The organism is Streptosporangium sp. NPDC002607 (assembly GCF_053592655.1).
Map to the genome: position 1 here is coordinate 1 of NZ_JBSFWD010000032.1, position 18297 is coordinate 18297.

The 18297-nt window shown below is 71.1% G+C and carries 16 protein-coding genes; 11 read left to right on the forward strand and 5 right to left on the reverse strand.

The genetic code is table 11. The features are described from left to right. Positions 1-392: 392 nt before the first annotated feature. Positions 393-515: a hypothetical protein gene (locus tag ACWD3H_RS30315; protein WP_451957422.1), complete on the forward strand. Its 123-nt coding sequence runs from the start codon at positions 393-395 to the stop codon at positions 513-515. 16 nt (positions 516-531) lie between these two features. Here ACWD3H_RS30315 and ACWD3H_RS30320 read toward each other — a convergent pair whose 3' ends face one another. Further along, a complete protein-coding gene (locus ACWD3H_RS30320) occupies positions 532-1116 on the reverse strand; it encodes a TetR/AcrR family transcriptional regulator (RefSeq protein WP_355568324.1) in 585 nt (194 codons plus the stop codon). Positions 1117-1422: 306 nt separating this feature from the next. Here ACWD3H_RS30320 and ACWD3H_RS30325 point away from each other — a divergent pair, with 306 nt between their 5' ends. The 5 genes from ACWD3H_RS30325 to ACWD3H_RS30345 all read left to right on the forward strand — a co-directional run bounded on the left by ACWD3H_RS30325 (position 1423) and on the right by ACWD3H_RS30345 (position 7497). After that, positions 1423-2682, forward strand: a complete 1260-nt coding sequence (locus ACWD3H_RS30325) for a glycosyltransferase family 4 protein (protein WP_451957423.1) — start codon at positions 1423-1425, stop codon at positions 2680-2682. A 57-nt stretch (positions 2683-2739) separates the two neighbouring features. Next, entirely contained in the window at positions 2740-4380 is a 1641-nt protein-coding gene (locus ACWD3H_RS30330; RefSeq protein WP_451957424.1) for a serine/threonine-protein kinase, read from the forward strand. A 322-nt stretch (positions 4381-4702) separates the two neighbouring features. Then, a complete protein-coding gene (gndA, locus tag ACWD3H_RS30335; protein WP_355568333.1) occupies positions 4703-6133 on the forward strand; it encodes an NADP-dependent phosphogluconate dehydrogenase in 1431 nt (476 codons plus the stop codon). 369 nt (positions 6134-6502) lie between these two features. Beyond that, positions 6503-6634 (forward strand): hypothetical protein, encoded by a 132-nt coding sequence (locus ACWD3H_RS30340; RefSeq protein ID WP_451957425.1) that lies wholly within the window; start codon positions 6503-6505, stop codon positions 6632-6634. A 473-nt stretch (positions 6635-7107) separates the two neighbouring features. Continuing rightward, positions 7108-7497: a hypothetical protein gene (locus tag ACWD3H_RS30345; protein ID WP_451957426.1), complete on the forward strand. Its 390-nt coding sequence runs from the start codon at positions 7108-7110 to the stop codon at positions 7495-7497. Here the strand turns inward: ACWD3H_RS30345 and ACWD3H_RS30350 are convergent. Next, a complete protein-coding gene (locus tag ACWD3H_RS30350) occupies positions 7470-8135 on the reverse strand; it encodes a hypothetical protein (RefSeq protein WP_451957427.1) in 666 nt (221 codons plus the stop codon). The genes ACWD3H_RS30345 and ACWD3H_RS30350 overlap by 28 nt on opposite strands. A 206-nt stretch (positions 8136-8341) precedes the next feature. Further along, complete coding sequence (locus tag ACWD3H_RS30355) at positions 8342-8947, reverse strand: TetR family transcriptional regulator (RefSeq protein WP_355568342.1); 606 nt, start codon at positions 8945-8947, stop codon at positions 8342-8344. A 73-nt stretch (positions 8948-9020) separates the two neighbouring features. Between ACWD3H_RS30355 and ACWD3H_RS30360 the strand changes: the two genes are divergently transcribed. After that, a complete protein-coding gene (locus ACWD3H_RS30360; RefSeq protein WP_451957428.1) occupies positions 9021-11072 on the forward strand; it encodes a HelD family protein in 2052 nt (683 codons plus the stop codon). Positions 11073-11274: 202 nt separating this feature from the next. Here ACWD3H_RS30360 and ACWD3H_RS30365 read toward each other — a convergent pair whose 3' ends face one another. After that, positions 11275-11823 (reverse strand): hypothetical protein, encoded by a 549-nt coding sequence (locus ACWD3H_RS30365; RefSeq protein ID WP_355567441.1) that lies wholly within the window; start codon positions 11821-11823, stop codon positions 11275-11277. A 480-nt stretch (positions 11824-12303) separates the two neighbouring features. Between ACWD3H_RS30365 and ACWD3H_RS30370 the strand changes: the two genes are divergently transcribed. From ACWD3H_RS30370 to ACWD3H_RS30385, 4 genes are all read left to right on the forward strand, one after another. After that, on the forward strand, positions 12304-13080 hold the full coding sequence (locus ACWD3H_RS30370) for a hypothetical protein (protein ID WP_451957429.1): 777 nt from the start codon (positions 12304-12306) through the stop codon (positions 13078-13080). A 28-nt stretch (positions 13081-13108) separates the two neighbouring features. Beyond that, a complete protein-coding gene (locus ACWD3H_RS30375; RefSeq protein ID WP_451957430.1) occupies positions 13109-14236 on the forward strand; it encodes a hypothetical protein in 1128 nt (375 codons plus the stop codon). Positions 14237-14297: 61 nt separating this feature from the next. Next, positions 14298-15767, forward strand: coding sequence for a hypothetical protein (locus tag ACWD3H_RS30380; protein WP_355567435.1), 1470 nt, complete (start codon positions 14298-14300; stop codon positions 15765-15767). Positions 15768-15945: 178 nt separating this feature from the next. Next, positions 15946-17241 (forward strand): AAA family ATPase, encoded by a 1296-nt coding sequence (locus tag ACWD3H_RS30385; RefSeq protein WP_030922360.1) that lies wholly within the window; start codon positions 15946-15948, stop codon positions 17239-17241. A gap of 53 nt (positions 17242-17294) precedes the next feature. On the opposite strand, the gene ACWD3H_RS30390 is transcribed toward ACWD3H_RS30385, so the two are convergent. Next, on the reverse strand, positions 17295-18248 hold the full coding sequence (locus ACWD3H_RS30390) for a GNAT family N-acetyltransferase (protein ID WP_451957431.1): 954 nt from the start codon (positions 18246-18248) through the stop codon (positions 17295-17297). Positions 18249-18297 lie beyond the last annotated feature (49 nt).

Sequence of the window (18297 nt, forward strand, 5' to 3'; positions counted from 1 at the left end):
CCGATGAAAGGGCAGGTTGGACAGGGTTGTGCTTCATGCACTGGCTTTTAACACACTGTTGAGTTCTCAAGAAACGGACGCGTACACCGTCGTCCCGACCAGTTTCGGCCGGAGAACCAGGGGCGGTTCGTTTTGTTCTGTTCTTTCGTTGTGCCGTTATTCTTTCAGGCCCGCTTTTTCGTGTCAAACCGGCTCGTTTTGAAGCGATTGACTTGATCTTGCAGGTCTTTCTGGAATTCGGCGACTCTGTTTCCAGAGCAACCCTTCTAACCTACTCGACCGTCTGATTCATGTCGAATCAGACCCCTTTTGGGGACAGATATCCCCTTGGGGCGAAGATCGTTAGAGAGGTTCCCGAGGCCCTGGCGCCACCGCCGTCTCCCTCGGGTCTGGTGAACTGTACGAACCTCGTCCCACATCGTCAAATCGACCGCGCCGTCTTCCTGCTCGGCGCGGTCCTGCTCTGGCAGGTGCTCCAGAAGACCGGCTTTCACGGTTCGGTGAGCAGCGGGTAGCCGGTGACAGGCGACGTCAGCGGGAGAGCGTGGCCGACATCGTCGCCACGATGACGCTGACCAGCCCCTCGACGACTTCGGCCCGGTCCACCTCGGGATGCTCCAGCCACCAGTCACCGGTGGCCTGAACCATACCGACGAAGGCGTGACCCAGTACCTGGGCGCGAACCGGATCGGGCACCGCCGTCTCGGCGGCGATCACCGTGCCGAGTTCCTCACCGAGGCTGCGCACGATGGCGGTCATCTGGGAGTGGGTCCGGCTGTCCTCCGCACCGGCCCGGTAGAAGAGGAACCGGTAGAGGTTCAGGTTGGCCGCGATCATCTCCAGATAGGCGTCGATCGTCGCCCGGGCGCGACTGCGCAGGTCGGCCCTGGCCCGGTCGAACTCCGGGCGCAGCAGGCCGACCACGGTGCGGACATGCCGGTTCGCCAGGGCCTGATAGAGCCCGCTCTTGTCACCGAAGTGCCGGTAGAGGATGGGCTTGGTGACCCCCGCCTCGGCGGCGATCGACGCCATGGACGCCTCGGGTCCCTCACGCCGGATCACCCGGTCCGCGGCGTCGAGCAGCGCTCGACGCCGATCCGGATCCCGTCCGCCCACCGATGCTCCCCTCACACGGAGAGGAACAGCATAGGCCGGGAGCCCCGGCCGAAAGCGCCATGAACGCGAACAGCGACTCCGGTGGAGTAAGGGACGTAACCCACTTCGCGAAGGACGGAAGGGACTGATTCACCGGCGGTCCAGGACCGCTGTGGTCCGTACGGCGATCTATCGGGCAGTGAGCTGGATTGTCCGACGTGTGTGCTTTAGCGGAAGTGGCTCCGGGAAGGGGAACGACAGGGAATGCGGGATGGGCGGGGGGCTCTCGGCATGTCGGGGAAGAGCGTGAAGACGCGGCGAGCACGGATGGCTGTCAGGCGGGCGGCGTTCGGGGTGCTGCGGGCGCTCAACGCGAGGCGGGCGAGGCGCGCTCCGGCGCCCGACACGAGAACCGTCCGCATCCTGCTGCAGCACGCGTACGGAATGGGCGGCACCATCAGGACCGTGCTCAACCTGGCGGGTCACCTGGCGCGCGAGCGCGATGTGGAGATCGTCAGTGTGGTCCGGACGGCCAGGGAGCCGTTCTTTCCCATCCCGCCGGGCGTGCGGGTGTCGTTCCTGGATGACAGGACCCGGCGGCGAGGCCCGGTGGGGTGGCTGCTGTCGCGCCTGCCGAGCATGCTGATCCCGAGGCAGGAGAACGTCTACCGGGCGGTCTCACTGCTGACGGACCTGCGCATGGTCCGCTACCTGCGATCCATGCGCACCGGCGTGCTGATCTCCACCCGGCCGGGATTCAACCTGATCACCGCCCTGTTCACGCCACCGGGCGTCATCACCATCGGCCAGGAGCACGTGGCACTCGACGTGCACTCCCCCGAGGTCGTCCGGCTCATCAAGCGGCGCTACGGCAGGCTGGACGCCTTCGTCACGTTGACGCAGGTGGACCTGGAGCACTACCACAGAGCTCTGAAGACGCCGCCCGGACGGCTGCTGCGCATCCCGAACGCCGTGACCGCGCTGTCCGGTGGCGTCTCGAAGCTGGACGAGAAAGTCGTGGTCGCCATCGGCAGGATGGTTCACGCCAAGGGCTTCGACCTGCTGGTGAAGGCGTGGAAGCCCGTTGCCGCGGCGCACCCCGACTGGGTGTTGCGCCTCTACGGGCGCGGCAGGCCCGAGGCCGAGCGGAAGCTCCGCGCCAGGATCGAGGAGGCCGGGCTGTCGGACACGATGCTGCTCATGGGCAGCTCGTCGGAGATCGGCATGGAGCTGGCCAAGTCATCGATCTACGCCGTCAGCTCGCGCTACGAGGGATTCAGCATGACGATCCTGGAGGCGATGAGCAAGGGCGTGCCGGTGGTGAGCTTCGACTGCCCGCACGGCCCCGGGGAGGTCATCGCACACGAGCACAACGGGCTGCTCGTTCCGCCGAAAAAGCCCGCGGCGCTCGCCGAGGCGCTCTGCCGGCTGATCGAGGACCGGGAGCTGCGTGGCAGGCTCGGCGACAACGCGGTGCTGACGGCAGCCGACTACAGCCTCGACGCCATCGGGGCCCGCTGGGACGCGCTTCTGGCGGAGCTCGGTGACGGACATCCCAGCGACCAGAAGCGGCGCCTGCCGGTATAACGCGTGGTTCGTGGGTGAAACTCCGGTAATCTGCCGCTCGTCTTCAGGAGGTGGCAGGTGGCCGGAGCGGGTGCCGTCGCCGTACCGGGCTACGAGGTGTCCGGGGTGCTCGGCCAGGGTGGTTTCGGAATCGTCTACCGGGCCAGGCAGCTGGCGGTGGAGCGTGAGGTCGCGCTCAAGGTGGACAACCGGGTGCTGGTCTCGGAACGGGACCGGCGCCGTTTCATGCGCGAGGTGACCTCGGCGGGCGCCCTCTCCGGCCATCCGCACGTCGCCCATGTCTACGACGCCGGGGTCCTGCCCGATGGGCGGCCGTACATGGTCCTGGAGCTGTGCCCTGGCGGGTCGCTGCTGGACCGGATGCGTGCGGAGGGGCGGCTGCCGCCGGCCGAGGTCACCGACATCGGCATCAAGATCGCCGACGCGCTGTCGGCGGCGCACGCCGCCGGAGTGCTGCACCGCGACATCAAGCCTGCCAACATCCTGATCAACCGGTACGGCAATGCGGTGCTCTCCGACTTCGGCCTGGCCACCATGCCCTCGTCGGGCAGCGAGGCGTCGGTGACCAGGGAGTCCCTCACCCCTGCCTATGCTCCGCCCGAGGCGTTCGAGCTGACCGAACCCGCCCCCGCGGGCGACGTCTACTCCCTCGCCGCCACGCTGTACGCGCTGCTCTCCGGGCGCCCTCCGCGCTTCCCGGAGAGCGGTGTGGTCAACATCGCGGTCATCATGGCCCTGCACCGCCTGCCCGTCCCCGAGATCCCAGGGGTGCCGCCGGAACTGACCGCCGTGCTCAGGGATGCCATGGCCGCCGACCCCGCGCGGCGCACCCCCTCGGTGGCCGCGCTGCGCGACGCCCTCGCGAGCCTGCGCCCGGGGGGTGACGCCCCGGCCTCCCCGCCTCATGCCCCGCGGCCCGTCCCCCCTATTCCCACCCCCTCCCCCTCGCCGCCGTACGCCACAGTGCCACCGCCGTACGGCACACCGCCGCTCCAGGGCGGGCCCGGCAGGGAGCCGGTACGGTCGCATCTGACGTCTCCGGGGGTGAGCGGTACCAAACCGCCCGAGCATCCCGCCTCGTCGAACACGCGGGTCTTCGTCGCGGTGGCGGTAGCCTTCGTGATCCTGCTACTGGCCGGGGCCGGGCTCATGTACGTCGAGAATCGCGACCAGACCCCGACCACCTCGCAGCAGTCGGGCCGGCAGGCGCTCCTGGGCGGCGAGAACGCCGGGGACGGCACGACCTCGGCGTCCGGCGTGTCCGCGGCCCCCAAGGTCCCGGAGGTTCCCACGGTCACGGCGGCCTGTCCCGCCTCGGCAGTCGCGGGTGCGGGGGCCGCGTGCGTGGTGAAGCCCGAGTGCTGGGGCGGCCTCGTCTCGATCGCGGGCGACACCACGGCCAAGCGGATCGGCTGCGAGGAGTCACACGTGTGGGAGACGTACGCGATCGCCCCGCTTCCGCAGGACTCGCTCACCTACGACCTGGCAGCCCTGGAGAAGCATCCGACGGTGCGGAAGGTGTGCTCGGAACAGGTCATGTTCGCCTCCATGCACGACACCCGCAGCGATCGGCGGAGCAGGTGGCAGGGCACGGTCCTGCCCCCCTCCCAGGAGCAGTTCCAGGGTGGGGCGCGGACCTACCGGTGCCTGGGCGGCCTCATCGGCTTGGAGACCCCGGGAATCCGCTTCGGCCGGTGAGCCCTCTCGGGGTGGGGTCCGGTCACGTCGCCCCCGCTCCCAGCGGGGCCGGAGCCGCCCGGAAGCGGACGGTCCGCCGGTCGGCACGGCGCCGACACTCTCTTCGCCCCTTTAGTCAGGGCGGGTGCGGACTGGCATTCTTGGCGTGAAGAATTGGATGGAAGCGAAATGTGAACGCTCGCTTCACGATCTGCGTACGTCACAAACGGTGATGGTGCACGGACCGGGTTCGCTCATGCTTTCGAGAAACCCACTACGTGGCATCCTGTCGTGTTTTCTTTCCCGGTCATGAGGACCGAGGTCTCCGAGCTGGAGGTATTTGATGACTCAGGCACAGATCGGTGTGACAGGGCTGGCCGTCATGGGGGCGAACCTCGCCCGTAACCTGGCCAGGCACGGGCATTCGGTAGCGGTGCACAACAGGTCACACCACAGGACCAAGGCACTGGTCGAGGAGCACGGGGACGAGGGGACCTTCGTTCCCTGCGAGACTCCCGAGGAGTTCGTCGCGGCGCTGCAGCGCCCCCGGCGCATCCTGATCATGGTCAAGGCCGGGGCGGCGACCGACGCGGTGATCGAGGAGTTCGCCCCCCTGCTGGAGCCGGGCGACATGCTGGTGGACGGCGGGAACGCGCACTTCCTCGACACACGCAGGCGCGAGGCCGCGCTGCGCGAGCGCGGCCTGCACTTCGTCGGCGCGGGCATCTCCGGCGGGGAGGAGGGCGCGCTGCTCGGGCCGAGCATCATGCCTGGCGGCTCGAAGGAGTCGTACGAGACGCTGGGGCCGTTGCTGGAGGACATCGCGGCGAAGGTCGACGGCGTGCCCTGCTGCGCGCACATCGGCCCCGACGGCGCCGGGCACTTCGTGAAGATGGTGCACAACGGCATCGAGTACGCCGACATGCAGCTCATCGCCGAGGCGTACGACCTGCTCAGGCAGGGGCTCGGCCGGACCCCGGCGGAGCTCGCGGACATCTTCGCGGAGTGGAACTCAGGTGAGCTGTCCTCGTACCTGATCGAGATCACCGCCGAGGTGCTCCGCCAGGTCGACGCGGCCACCGGCAGGCCGCTCGTCGACGTGATCGCCGACCGGGCGGAGCAGAAGGGCACCGGCCGGTGGACCGTACAGATCGCCCTGGACCTGGGGGTTCCGGTGAGCGGCATCGCCGAGGCGGTGTTCGCCCGCTCCCTGTCCGGCCACGCCGACCTGCGCGCGGCCGCGCGCGGCCTGCCGGGCCCCTCGGGCGTACCGGCCGGCGCCGTCGGCGAGGACTTCGCCGAGGATGTACGGCGGGCGCTGTACGCCTCGAAGATCGTCGCCTACTCCCAGGGGTTCGACATGATCAGGGCGGGCAGCGCCGAGTACGGCTGGAACGTCGACCCCGGCGTGCTGGCCACGATCTGGCGGGGCGGCTGCATCATCCGCGCCGTCTTCCTGAACCGCATCCGTGAGGCGTACGCGGCGCCGGACAAGCCGGTCACCCTGCTCGCCGCCCCCTATTTCGCCGAAGCGCTGACCCTGGCGCAGGACTCGTGGCGGCGGGTGGTGGCGAAGGCCGCCGAGCTGGGCATTCCGGCACCGGGCTTCTCCACCGCGCTGGCCTACTACGACGGGCTGCGGGCCGAGCGCCTGCCCGCGGCCCTGATCCAGGGCCAGCGTGACTTCTTCGGTGCGCACACCTACCAGCGGGTGGACCGCGAGGGCTCCTTCCACACCCTGTGGTCGGGCGACCGCACGGAGATCGAGAGCTGACATCCTCGGCGGGCGGCGGAAGGTCTCGCCGCCCCTCCCGCGGCGGGCCGTTCAGCCACGGCCGCTGCGGTGCCGGGGCCGTGCGGGTCCGGACAGTTCCGGGTCGCTCTCCCGGCCACCGGGATCCACCTGACACGAACTGGTAGGTACCGCCGCCGCGGGCTCGTCGAACTCGGAGAACCGGGAGGGGGCGAGCCGCGGGGAAGAACGCGGCTTCCCCGCGGCCGCGTTTCAGGTGGACGCCCGGCCCGCCGGCTGGTCGAGGTCGTCGACCTGGCGGGCGTACACAGGAAGCGGGCGGCCAGCCGGTTGGCGGTGTCCCGGTAGCCCGCGCTGACCTTGGCGAAGCTCCGTTCGAAGATCCCGACCGTGAGCGGGATCGCCGGTACGGCGATGGCGATGATGAGCGCCGCCCACGGGTCGACGAACAGTGCGATCGCGGCAAGGACCAGGACCGGCACCGTCATCGAAGCCAGGATCGGGCCGAGGAAGGTCGCGTAGTAGGTGGCGACCAGTTCCCGCCTCGGTGGCGGTGGAGACCAGGTGACCGGTCTGCTCACGTGAGCGCAGGGGCGCGCCCAGCCGGAGCAGGTGGCGGTAGATCCGCGCTCGCAGACTCACCTCCAGGAGACCGCCGGCTCGGATGGTGACGGCCGGGATCAGCGCCGCGAACAGGGCTCGCAGCACGGCGGCCGTCACCAGGCCGATGATCAGCCCGCCACCGGGCGTTCGCCCCGCCGCGATCTCTCCGATCGCCGCCCACGAGCAGGAGAAGCGCCGTGGTGGCGAGCGCCTGCAACCAGGTGCCCAGCACGGACCACAGCACACGACCCCGGATCGTGCCCATCAGCGACTCCGGTTTCGGCGGCGCGGGCGAGGCGCCCTGCTCCGCCGGCAGCGCGTCCATCTATGGACCCCTCCAACCCTTGTTTCCTCTAAGGGAACGTTGTTTCACTGTGAAGTCACCTGGACAGGTGCAGGTTCGGGCCTGGCGTATCACGCTCAGCGGTGGCAGCCTGATCGCCGGCGCGCTGTGCTTCGCGGCCGCGGTCAGCTTGCCGTTCCTCGGGGCGCGCATCACGATGTTCGCGCTCACCAACGCCTTCTTCGGCGCGGCGATCGCCAACCTGACCGCCGGCCTGGCCGATCTGCTGCCGGCGGAGCGGCGCGGTGTCGGCTTCGCCGTACTCCAGTTCACCCTTGCCCTCAGCGGAGCGCTCGGACCGCTCCTGGTGGGCACGGTGTCCGACGTGTTCGGCTCGCTGCTCTACGCCTTCGCCGCCCTGCTGGTGCCCGCAGCGATCAGTGGCCTGGTCGTGCTACGGGCACGCTCCGGTTACGACGCCGAAACCGCCCGGACGTGAGTGAGTGCTCGCCCGGCCCGGGTCAGCCGCCACACCGCCACCGCGAAGGCCGTCCAGACGCAGGTGTTGAGCGATTCCTCAAACCACTGCAGGGTGATGGTCTGCTCCGGCTGCCCGGCGAGCATCCCCATGCTGTAGGTACCGAGGATGTTGAACCCCAGCAGGGCCATCGCCACGGTGTCACCCGACTTCTGGGCCAGCAGGATCATTCGCACGGCGAGCAGCGTCGCCGACGCCGTGGTCACGACGAGCAGCGGCCAGGTCGCTCCGACGCCGGCCGCGGCGACGACTCCGATCAGGGCGAAAGCCACGAACGCCCACAGCGGAGCGATCCTCCTGCCCGCCTCACCTGGACGGACGCTCAGCAGCGCCCAGGCGAGAAGGGTGAAGCCCGGCCCGAGCAGGAAGAACTGGGCCTTGGCCATCCAGACGATGTCCGGCCCGCCCAGGGCCACGATGGTCTTCCAGGTGGCCTTGAGGGCGCCGCCGATCACGACGAGCGTCCCCCCGGCCAGTGCGACACGCGTCACCTTCGGTCCGGCGAGGGCGCCGACGCGGGCAACGAGCAGGGTGACACCGGTCGCCATGGCGAGAACCGGCAAGAAGTCCACAAGCGCCAGAGAGAGGGGGTATTCCACGGCACTACCATCCGATTCCCTAGAGGAAACACTGTTTCCAAAGTAGGAACACGTGGAGATGTCTGTCAATGACGGAACCGCGCCGGGCCCACCCTCCGGCGGGGCAGGAACCCTGCGGCCGCATCGTCATGATCACCTCGCGACGCCTGCGGGCGTGTCACGGCCGGCTCGGAAGGTCACGCCGCGCGAGGTCTCCGGTGCGGCGTTCAGCCCAGTTTCGGGAGCAGGGCGAACGCGTGGTCGGCGGCGGCGACGGCCGAGAGGTGGGTCCGCTCGGCGGTCTCCCCCTCCACCAGCCTCAGCCAGTTGCGCCGGGCCAGCACCCGCTGGACGGCCAGGACCTGGCCCGCGACGAGTCGTGCGGTGAGCTCGTCGGTGATCTCGGCGAGCGCGGCGGCGAGGGCCTCCTCGTCCGAGGCCATGTGGTGGAGCACCCGGGCCGCGAGGCTGGGCGTGGAGAAGACCATCCGATGGTATTCGAGCACCTCGGGGTGGTCGTTGAGCCCCGTCACGGGATCGCGCCGCTCCAGCCCGGCCAGGAAGTGGCGGCGCAGCGCCTCCAGCGGCGCCTCGCCCGCCCCGCGCTCGCGCACGACCCGGGCGGCCTCGCCCTGATGGTCGGAGATGCGGTGCAGGACAAGGTCCTCCTTGGTCGGGAAGTACTTGAAGAGCGTCGGTTTGGAAACCCCCGCCGCCGCCGCCACCTCGGCGACCGACACCTCGTCGAATCCCCTCTCCAGGAAGAGCGAGATCGCCTCCGCCGAGATCGTCTCGTGGACCTGCCGCCTCTTGCGTTCACGGAGTCCTGTCACGTGTTCCAACCTAACAGAAGCACAACCCGGTTAATATCTTGACCGAGTTAAGTTTTTTTGGAGGTGATGGGCGATGACAGGTGCCGGACTCGACGACGAGCGGGCCTATCTGGCGGAGTGCAGGGCGGCCATCCGCCGGATGGCCGAGAGCGCGCGGCTGAACGTCGTCATCGGCGAGCGGGTGGCGGGTGACCGCTACAGCGCGGAGCGGCTGGGTTACGACCTGAGGAGCCTTGCCAAGGAGCTGGACGAGCAGCCGGACGGGCCGCCGTTCTTCGGCCGCCTCGACTTCGCTCCGGGCCCGGGCATCGGTACCGGCCTGGCCGAGCACCACGGGCAGCGCTACTACATCGGCCGGCGCCATGTCTCCGGTGGCACCGGGCGAGCGCCGATGGTGATCGACTGGCGTGCGCCCGTCTCCACGACGTTCTACCGGGCGAGCGCCCGCGACCCGCAAGGAGTGTCCGTACGGCGCCGTTTCGGCTGGTCCTCGAAGCCGGTCACACTGACCGGCTTCGAGGACGAGCACCTTGGGGCCGGTCAGGACCTGGGCATGGCGAGCCGGATCGTGGCCGCCGAGATCGAGCGCCCCCGCGTCGGGCCGATGCGCGACATCGTGGCCACCATCCAGCCCGAGCAGGACGAGCTGGTCCGTGCCGGGCTTGAGGAGTCGATCTGCATCCAGGGGGCGCCGGGCACCGGTAAGACCGCCGTTGGACTGCACCGGGCCGCCTACCTGCTCTACACCCATCGGCAGCGGCTCTCGCGCACGGGCGTGCTGATCCTCGGCCCCAACCGGGCGTTCCTGAGGTACATCGCGGCCGTGCTCCCGGCGCTCGGCGAGGTCGACGTCGAGCAGACGACCATGGCGGGGCTGCTGGCGAGAGGGCCGCTCAGGGGAGCCGACGGCGAGGAGGCCGCGGCCGTCAAGCACGACGTCCGCATGGCGGAGGTGCTGCGTCAGGCGCTGTACCGGCGGGTGACGGCCCCGGCGGGTCCGATCACCGTCCCCGACGGCTCCCACCGCTGGCGGGTGGGACAGGAGAAGTTCGGTGCCATCGTGGACGCCGTCCTGCGGGAGGCGACCCCGTACGGTGTGGGCCGCGAGCGCGTACTCTCGCGTACCGTGGCCGTCCTGCTTCGGCAGGCGGAGGCACGCGGCCGGAACACGAGTGCCGCCTGGACGCGCGGGATGACCAGGGCCCTCACCGCGCACGTCGACGCGGTGTGGCCCGCCGTCCGGCCGGAGGAGGTGCTGGCGGAACTGCTCGGCGACCCCGCGGTGCTGGCCGGGGCCGCGGACGGGGTCCTCACCCCCGGCGAGCAGGCGGCCATCCTGTGGACCAGGCCGCCGCGCTCGTTCAGGAGCGCCAGGTGGTCGGCGGCCGACGCCGTACTTCTCGACGAGATCTCGGGCCTGCTGGAGCGCCCTCGCGGATACGGTCACGTCATCGTCGACGAGGCGCAGGACCTCTCGCCGATGCAGTGCCGGGCCGTCGCCCGCAGGAGCGAGCACGGCTCGATCACCGTGCTCGGCGACCTGGCGCAGGGCACCACGCGGTGGGCGGCCCGCGGCTGGCGCGAGCACCTGGCCCACCTGGGCAAGCCGGACGCGAAGCTGACCGCCCTGACCACGGGTTTCCGGGTGCCCGCCGCCGTCGTCGCGATCGCCAACCGCCTGCTGGAGGAACTGGCCGTGGACGTGCCCAGGACTCGCTCGTTCCGTACGGACGGCCGTCTCGGGGTCCACCGGACACCCGAGCTCGCCGGCACCGCGGTCCGCGCGGTGCGCGACGCGCTCGGCCATGAGGGCTCGATCGCGGTGATCGCCGCCGACGCGGCCCTCGGCGAGCTGGTGACGGCGCTGAGGGCCGAAGGCATCGAGGTCGCCACGCTCGACGACATCGCCTCCGCGGCCCGCGTCACCGCCGTCCCCGCGGCAATGGCCAAGGGTCTCGAATACGACCACGTGGTGGTGGCCGAGCCCGCCGAGATCGCCGAAGCCGAGACCCGAGGACTCAACCGGCTCTACGTCGTGCTGACCCGGGCCGTCTCGCGACTGGACGTACTGCACACCCGCCCGTTACCCGCCTGGCTCGCGCCACCGGCCGGCGTTCAGGGGTGATCGGGAGCACCCGGCCACCGGGGCGCCGGAACGGCCGCGTCCACACCACCGAGCAGACCACCGAAGCCCTTCCCCGCCTGGGGGCGCACACGGTCGTGGTCGGCACCGCCGTCACGCATCCGGCCGGCATCGCTCGCTGGTTCACGGCCGCCCTCGAAGACGCCCTACCCCGGACTGAGCGGAGGCGCCCTCCGCCGGGACGCTAGCCGACGGCGGCGAGGATCCTGTCGAAGGCCGGGGTGAGCCTGCCGGCGGTGGCCGCCTCCGCGTTGACCAGATAGACGTTCACCACTCGATCGGCACCCCCCACCAGGCCCTCCACGATGGAACCGTTCCGGTCGCACACGATCGCACCGTCAGCCGCGGCTGAGTCGCCGACCTTGCCGCCGTACTCGGTGCACGTGTCGGTGAAGTCCTTCCTGATCGTGGCCGCATCCGCTCCGGTGGCGACGTCGGCTCGCAGGACCAGCGGATCCGAGCCGTCCTGGGGAGCGTCCGCGGCCGTGTAGAGGCAGGCCGTCACTTTGATCGATTCGGCGGTCTCCAACGGGTGGTCGTCTTTCCTCTCCTGCAACTCCCAGCTCAGGGATGTGGCCTTGGAAAGGGCTTCCGGAGTGAGCGGGCAGCCGCCCGACGGCTGCGCCTGACCGTCGGGGGATTCACCGGACGCGGCCTGTGACCCGCATCCGGCGAGGAACACGCCGGATGCGACGAGAACCAGCGCTCTCGCAGTGAAGAACCGCACGGCCACGACACCGTCCTTTCGCCTGCCCGCCGGAACGGCCCCCGGCGTCTCAAGGCGGACGTGCCGGGGCCGACCGGGACTTCGCCGGTGAATACGTACGACACGGTGCCTCGGCAATACGATCCGAGTTCGCCGTGAATGAGCAGTGACAGCGTGACCGCCGGCAACGTACGCGTCAAGGAGTGCCGGCGCAGTCCGACGAGACACGGTCGCCGGGAGTGCTGTGCAGGCCGTCCGTGACCATGGCGCGGTGATTCACCGCGGCGGTGTAATGGTCGCCGCCGGTTTCGTGGTGGTGACTCATCTTGGTCCGGACGTCTCGGGTGGCGGGGCGCGCGACACCTGTCAGGTTCTTCACCTCTAGCCGTGGGTTACGTATCAAATGCCCTTTTCATCCCGTTATCGCGATGCGATGGGTTGCTCTTTAATGCTGGAATTCACTGGAATTGAAGGGAGACCAGTGGAACTCCTGTTACGCTCCGGGCCGTGAGTGATTCACTGGACGCGCTGGAACGGCGAATAGCCGACCTCCGCGCCGAGGTGCGACGGGCGGTCAAGGCGAAGGAGAACTCGCTCGCCCGGTCGCTGCGCGGGGAGTTGCGCAGAGCCGAACAGGCATGGGACGCGGCGATAACCTCCGAGGCGCCGACGCCCGCGCGCGAGCCCGAGACCTCGCTGCTGCCCATCAGGGAGCAGGTGCACCAGGCGCTGGCCATGCTGGGCGTGCCGACCTCGGCCAAGCTCATCGTGGCGGTGAACGACGCGTTCTTCTCCCGCGAGCTCCGCGGCTCACAGCTGACCAGCCTGCGCCGAGACGAGGAGCGCTCGTTCCGCGGCGACCCCTACGCCAGGCCGTACTACCTGTGCGCCGCGCTGACCGACCGGCTCTCCCCCGCCCGGGGGCTGCTCGCCGACAGCACCTGGTCGGCCGAGTCGCGGGTGCTGGGACCGCTGAGCCCGCGCGTCGACTTCCTCACCTCGACCATGCGCATCGCCGAGCACCTGGCGCGGCTGGCCGAGCCGCCGGCGGGGGCGGTGCGGCTGCTGTCGCGGATGGCGCAGAACATCCCGGGCGCCGTCGAGGGCTTCGCCCCGGCCGACCCCGCGACCGCGATCCGCGCGGCGCGAGCCGAGCTGGAGGTGCACCGGGCCGCCGACACCGCGCAGCGGGCCGAGGTGGCGGCGCGGGCGACGAGGCAACTACCGGACGTCGAGCGCCTGTTCGGCGTCACCGCGATGAACACCTTGAGGGGGGCCTGTTGAAGACCAGGCTGGACGGGGGGACCCGCGCATGAACAGCCTTCGGGAGAGGGCCTTCCTGAACAGGCTTGACGAGCTGCGCGGGACGATGCCCGCCCGCCCGCACGACGCACGGGCCATCTCGGCGCTGGCCGCCAACCCCGGCTGCGCGCGCCGGGCGGTGATGGACGCCGCGGGCGTGGACAAGGACCGCACGGCCCGGCACGTCGGTTTCCCCGCCCCGTTCGGCCAGTCCCAGTTCGCGATCACCCGCGGGAACGTCTTCGAGTCGCTGGTCAAGGAGAACGGCTGCGCCGAGCTGCTGCGGCTGCTGCGCGAACTGCTCGGCCTGTCCGTCGCCCAGGTCGGCTACCGGGACGTGGAGAGCGTCGGCTCCCACCTGCGCCACTCGCACACCCGGGCGCTGATCGACCGCGCGGCGCGCGAGGACGACGGGACCGCGGTGTTCTACGACCACCCGCTGTTCAGCCTGGAGATCGCCGGGCACACCTCCTACCTCGAACCGGACGTGGTGGCCTTCCAGGTCGGCGGGCGATTCCACATCGTGGAGATCAAGTCGTTCGGCATGATCGACGGCCAGGCCGAGCCTGACAAGGTCGCGGCGGCGGCACGGCAGGCGGCGGTCTACGTCCTGGCGTTGCGCACGCTCATGGCCGACCTCGGACACGACCCGGAGCGCGTCTCCCACGACGTGGTGCTCGTCTGCCCGGAGAACTTCGCCAACCGCCCGACCGCGGCGCTGGTCGACGTGCGCAGGCAGCTGTCGGTGCTGGGCCGCCAGCTCACCAGGATGACCAGGGTCGAGTACCTGCTGGAGGGCCTGCCGGACGACCTCACCTTCGACCTGGCCCCCGGCGAGGACGGGGTGCCGACCCGCTCGGCGGACGAGCTGACCCAGGCGCTGCTCCAGGTACCCGCCCGCTACGCGCCCGACTGCCTGTCCACCTGCGACATGTGCATGTTCTGCCGTCACGAGGCCCGCGCCTGCGGATCCACCGACCTGCTCGGGCGTCAGATCCGCGACCAGCTGGGCGGCGTCTCCGGCATGCACGAAGCGCTCGGCCTGGCCGAGGGCACCCGCGAGGTGGCCGAGGGCCAGGAGGAGATCGCCCGCCTGCTCCGGCTGGCGGACCGGCTGCGCGAGGAGTCGCTGCGGTGAGGATCGTCGAGGCCACCGGGCCGGTCGCGCCGGGGGTCACCGCGGCGAGAGCGGACGACAGGTGAGCGCGCTGACGGCGCTGGCGCGACTGCGGGCCGTCAGGGACGGTGTCGCGCAGCGGGTCACCACGGTCAGGCACTGCCACATCTCCGCCCAGCCGCTGGTGCTCATCCCGCTCAAGCTCGCGGGCGAGGCCGCCGCGCCGCTGGCCGCCATGGTGGGCACCGACCCGGGTCACCCCCGGCTGCTCGTCGTCCCCCAGCCCCGCAACCGGGACCTGCGGTTCGCCTTCGCCGCCGGGCTGGCCGAGGTGCTGCTGCCCTACATCGAGGGGTTCGAGAAAAGCACCGAGACGGTCGAGCGCAAGGGCGGCGAGCCGTACGAGCGGTGCCTGGACGCGCCGCAGATCCTCGTGCCGAACCGGTCCGCCGCCTCGTTCACCGGGCTGCTCGGCCGTTCCACCAGGTTCCGCAGGGCCGAGGGCCCCTACCCGGTGCACCCGTCGGTGCCGCTGCTCGGCCGGTGGCTGACCTACTTCGCCGACCGGTCCCAGCAGCCGGGCTCCTCGGTGCTGCTCGCGGCGACCGAGGCACTGAGCCTGCACTGGGCGACCGGGCAGAGCAGCCTGGAGGACGCCAACCTGGCGGCGCTGCTGGGATGGATCGACCCGCCGCCGGGAATGTCCGGGCACCGGGCGGCCGAGGAGGCCGAGGACCCGCTGCTCTGGCCGCCGGCGGGCCCCACCACCGACCCGGGCTTCGACAACGAGGTGCTCGCTCCCGCGATCCGCGCCTACGAGGAGGCGCCGACCGACCGTGCCGTCGACCGGGTCAGCCAGGCGCTGCGCACCCAGCTCGACCCCACCTGGCGGCTGATGTGGCGGGCCGTCGACCTGCTGCGGTCGCTGCCGGAGGGCTCGCGGGTGAAGGACCGCTGGGAGATCGACCGCGGGTCGTTCACCCGGTTCGTCGAGCGGATCGCCGAGGGGAGCCCGCCGCAGGCCCGCAGGGACGGAGCGGTGAGCGCCGCCGCGAGGCTGGCGGGGCTGGAGCGGGCACGGGCGAGCTACGACGTGCAGCGGGCCCACGACGACCCGCTGCTCATGGCCGAGTACCGGCTGACCGGTGAGGCCTTCGCCGGGACGGTGATCGCCGCCGACCCCGAGCACAGCGAGGGCGAGGGCCGCTCGCGCAAGCTCCGGCCCCTGATCACGGTGAGGACCGGCGACCCGGTGCGGCTCACGCCCGGCACCACCGTCGGCAGCCCCGACCGGCGTGGCCACGCGGCCGAGATCGTCGAGGTCGTCGACGGGGAGATCACCCTTAAGATCACCAAGGGGATGGGGCGGGGCAGGACCCCGGCTCCGGGTTCGGTGCCCGAACCGGGCGAGCGGGTCTCGTACACCTCACTGACGGACGACTTCCAGTCGTCGGCGGCGCTGCCGGACCCCGAGCAGACGCCGTGGACCCATGGCGGGCCGCCGGAGGAGTACGAGCCCGGCGACGACGACGCGCAGGAGGAATGGCTTTGAGCGTTCACCGGACCCCGCACGGCCGGCCGGTGTCTCTCCCGGCCGTGCGTGCTCCCCGCTCGGCGGCGGCACCGGAGGACCAGGCCGCCGGTGCCGGAACGGCGGGCCCGTCACCCTGGCACCGTGCCCGGGTGACGGGCCGCGACACGGACCCGGCGGGCAGTGGCGGAGGCGTGGCATGACGCCGCAGCAGGAGGCGGCGGCCGTGGTGGACGCCGTCCTGGCCGACCTGCCCCGTCACCGCGGCGTGGTCGTGGACTCGCCGCCGGGCGCGGGCAAGTCCACGCTGGTGGTCAAGGCCGCGGGGCACATCGCCGAGACCGGCGAGCCGCTGATGATCGTCGCGCAGACCAACGAGCAGGTGGACGACCTGGTGGAACGGCTCGCGGCCGAGCATCCCGATCTGGGGGTCGGCCGGCTCTCGGCGAGCGGCTACATCACGCCCGGCCGCATCCTCGCCCTGCCCAACGTCTCGGTCGCGGGCAAGCTGCCCGATCTGGGGGACCCGGCCGTGGTGATCGCCACCGCCGACAAGTGGGCATGGATCGGCGACCGCACCTGGCCCTGGGCCATCGTCGACGAGGCCTACCAGATGCGTTCGGACAAGCTGCTGCGCATCGCCTCGCTGTTCGAGCGGTCGTTGTTCGTGGGCGACCCCGGCCAGCTCGACCCGTTCTCGATCGTGGACGGCGACCGCTGGGCGGGCCTGTCGTGGGACCCGGTGCAGAGCGCGGTCTCGGTGCTGCTGCGGCACAACCCCGACCTGCCGGTGCACCGGCTGCCGGTCTCCTGGCGGCTGCCCGCCTCGGCCGCGCCCGTGGTCTCCGAGGCGTTCTACCCCTTCACCGGGTTCCGCGCGGGGACGGGCCCCGCCGACCGGTCGCTGGAGTTCACGGTGAACGGCATGCGCACCCCCTTCGACCTGGCGCTGGAGGAGGCGGCCGGGTCTGGCTGGGCACTGTACGAGCTGCCCAGCCGCCACACGGTGCGCACCGACGCGGAGGCCGTGCTGGCGACCGCGAGCCTGGCGACGCGGCTGCTCCAGCGGAGTCCGGTCGCACACTCCGAGCGCGGCAGCCATCCCGTCACGGCCGACCGGATCGCCATCGGCGCCGCGCACCGCGACCAGGTGGCCGCGATCAGGGCCGCCGGGGTGCCGCCGGAGATCACGGTGGACACCGCCAACCGCCTGCAGGGCCGGGAGTACGATGTGACGATCGTGCTCCATCCCCTCTCCGGGCGCCGCGACGCCACCGCGTTCCACCTGGAGTCGGGGCGGCTGTGCGTGCTCGCCTCCCGGCACCGCCACGCCTGCGTCGTGGTGGCCAGGGCGGGCATTCCCGAGCTGCTGGACGCCCACCCGTCGGCCGAGCCGGTCCAGCTCGGCGTGCCGGTGAAGTTCCCCGACGGCTGGGAGGCCAACCAGGCGGTCCTGGCCCACCTCTCCAAGCACCGGGTGACTCCTGACGACTGACCTCCCACCGGCTGAGAGCGCCTTCCCCGCTCGATGGCGCCGTACGGTGCGGGTCAGATCGTGCGCCGCCAGACGTCGATGGCCAGCACCTGGCGCATGCCCACCGAGAGGTAGAGGTCGAGGGCGGGCGTGCTGTTGTTGGCGTCGACGTGCAGGTAGGTGCCGACCCGCCCGCGACGAGCGTCGTCGGCGAACGCCCCGCGCAGCATGAACCGGCCCAGGCCGCGGCCCCTGAAGGCGGGGAGCACCGCCAGCCGGCGTACGTAGCCGCAGTTCTCGTCCCCGAGGAAGGCGTTGGTCCCCAGCAGCATCGCCACGGGCTCGCCGTCGAGGCGGGCGACCGCCAGTTGCGACCAGTCGGTGTTGACCGAGGAGTTCAGCTCGTCGTACCACTCGTCGTAGTCCTTCGGGGCGAACCCGAAGTGGTCGGCGAAGCCGGCCTGCTCCACGGCGTGGCCCTGGCGGCGCACCTCCTCGGTGAGCCCGTCGTGCACGGTCATCCCGGCCGGCGGGCCGGGGCGGCCGACCGGCCCGGTGTGGTCGGCGCGGAGCCGGATGAAGCTGGTGGCGGCGCTGAAACCCCGGGCGGCGGCGACGGCGCGCTTGCCGCCGTCCTCGCGGTAGAGACCGATGTCCACCACGGCCCGGCCGTGGCCCAGCTCGGCGGCGATCTGCCCGGCCCGCTCGGTCACGGTGTCCCAGAGCGGGCCGGTCAGCTCCGGCGCGCCGGGGTGCACGACCACGTCGACGTCGACGTTGTCACTGGCGCCCTTGCGGCAGGCCCAGGCCCAGGCCACCAGGCGCCCGCTCTCGTCGTGGACGAGCCAGCCGTCGGACTCCACGTCGAAGGACGAGTCGTTCAGCTGGTCGGCGACGTCGTCGAGGGTCATGTCGGCCTTGCCGATCACCTGGGTGTCGCAGAGCGAGATCAGCTCGTGGATCTCGGGCGCGTCGGCGGCGGAAGGCCGCCGGGTGAGGTACCCGGCGGCGGGGATGGTCGTCTTCATGCCCCTCATCGTGGCGGGGGCGGGTTGGGAATCGCTGGGTCGGAACTTG

Bases quoted from the DNA above. Each gene is read 5' to 3' on its own strand.
- ACWD3H_RS30325 (WP_451957423.1), top strand. From the start codon at position 1,423: ATGGCTGTCAGGCGGGCGGCGTTCGGGGTGCTGCGGGCGCTCAACGCG.
- gndA (WP_355568333.1), top strand. From the start codon at position 4,703: ATGACTCAGGCACAGATCGGTGTGACAGGGCTGGCCGTCATGGGGGCG.
- ACWD3H_RS30360 (WP_451957428.1), top strand. From the start codon at position 9,021: ATGACAGGTGCCGGACTCGACGACGAGCGGGCCTATCTGGCGGAGTGC.
- ACWD3H_RS30375 (WP_451957430.1), top strand. From the start codon at position 13,109: ATGAACAGCCTTCGGGAGAGGGCCTTCCTGAACAGGCTTGACGAGCTG.
- ACWD3H_RS30385 (WP_030922360.1), top strand. From the start codon at position 15,946: ATGACGCCGCAGCAGGAGGCGGCGGCCGTGGTGGACGCCGTCCTGGCC.
- ACWD3H_RS30390 (WP_451957431.1), bottom strand. From the start codon at position 18,248: ATGAAGACGACCATCCCCGCCGCCGGGTACCTCACCCGGCGGCCTTCC.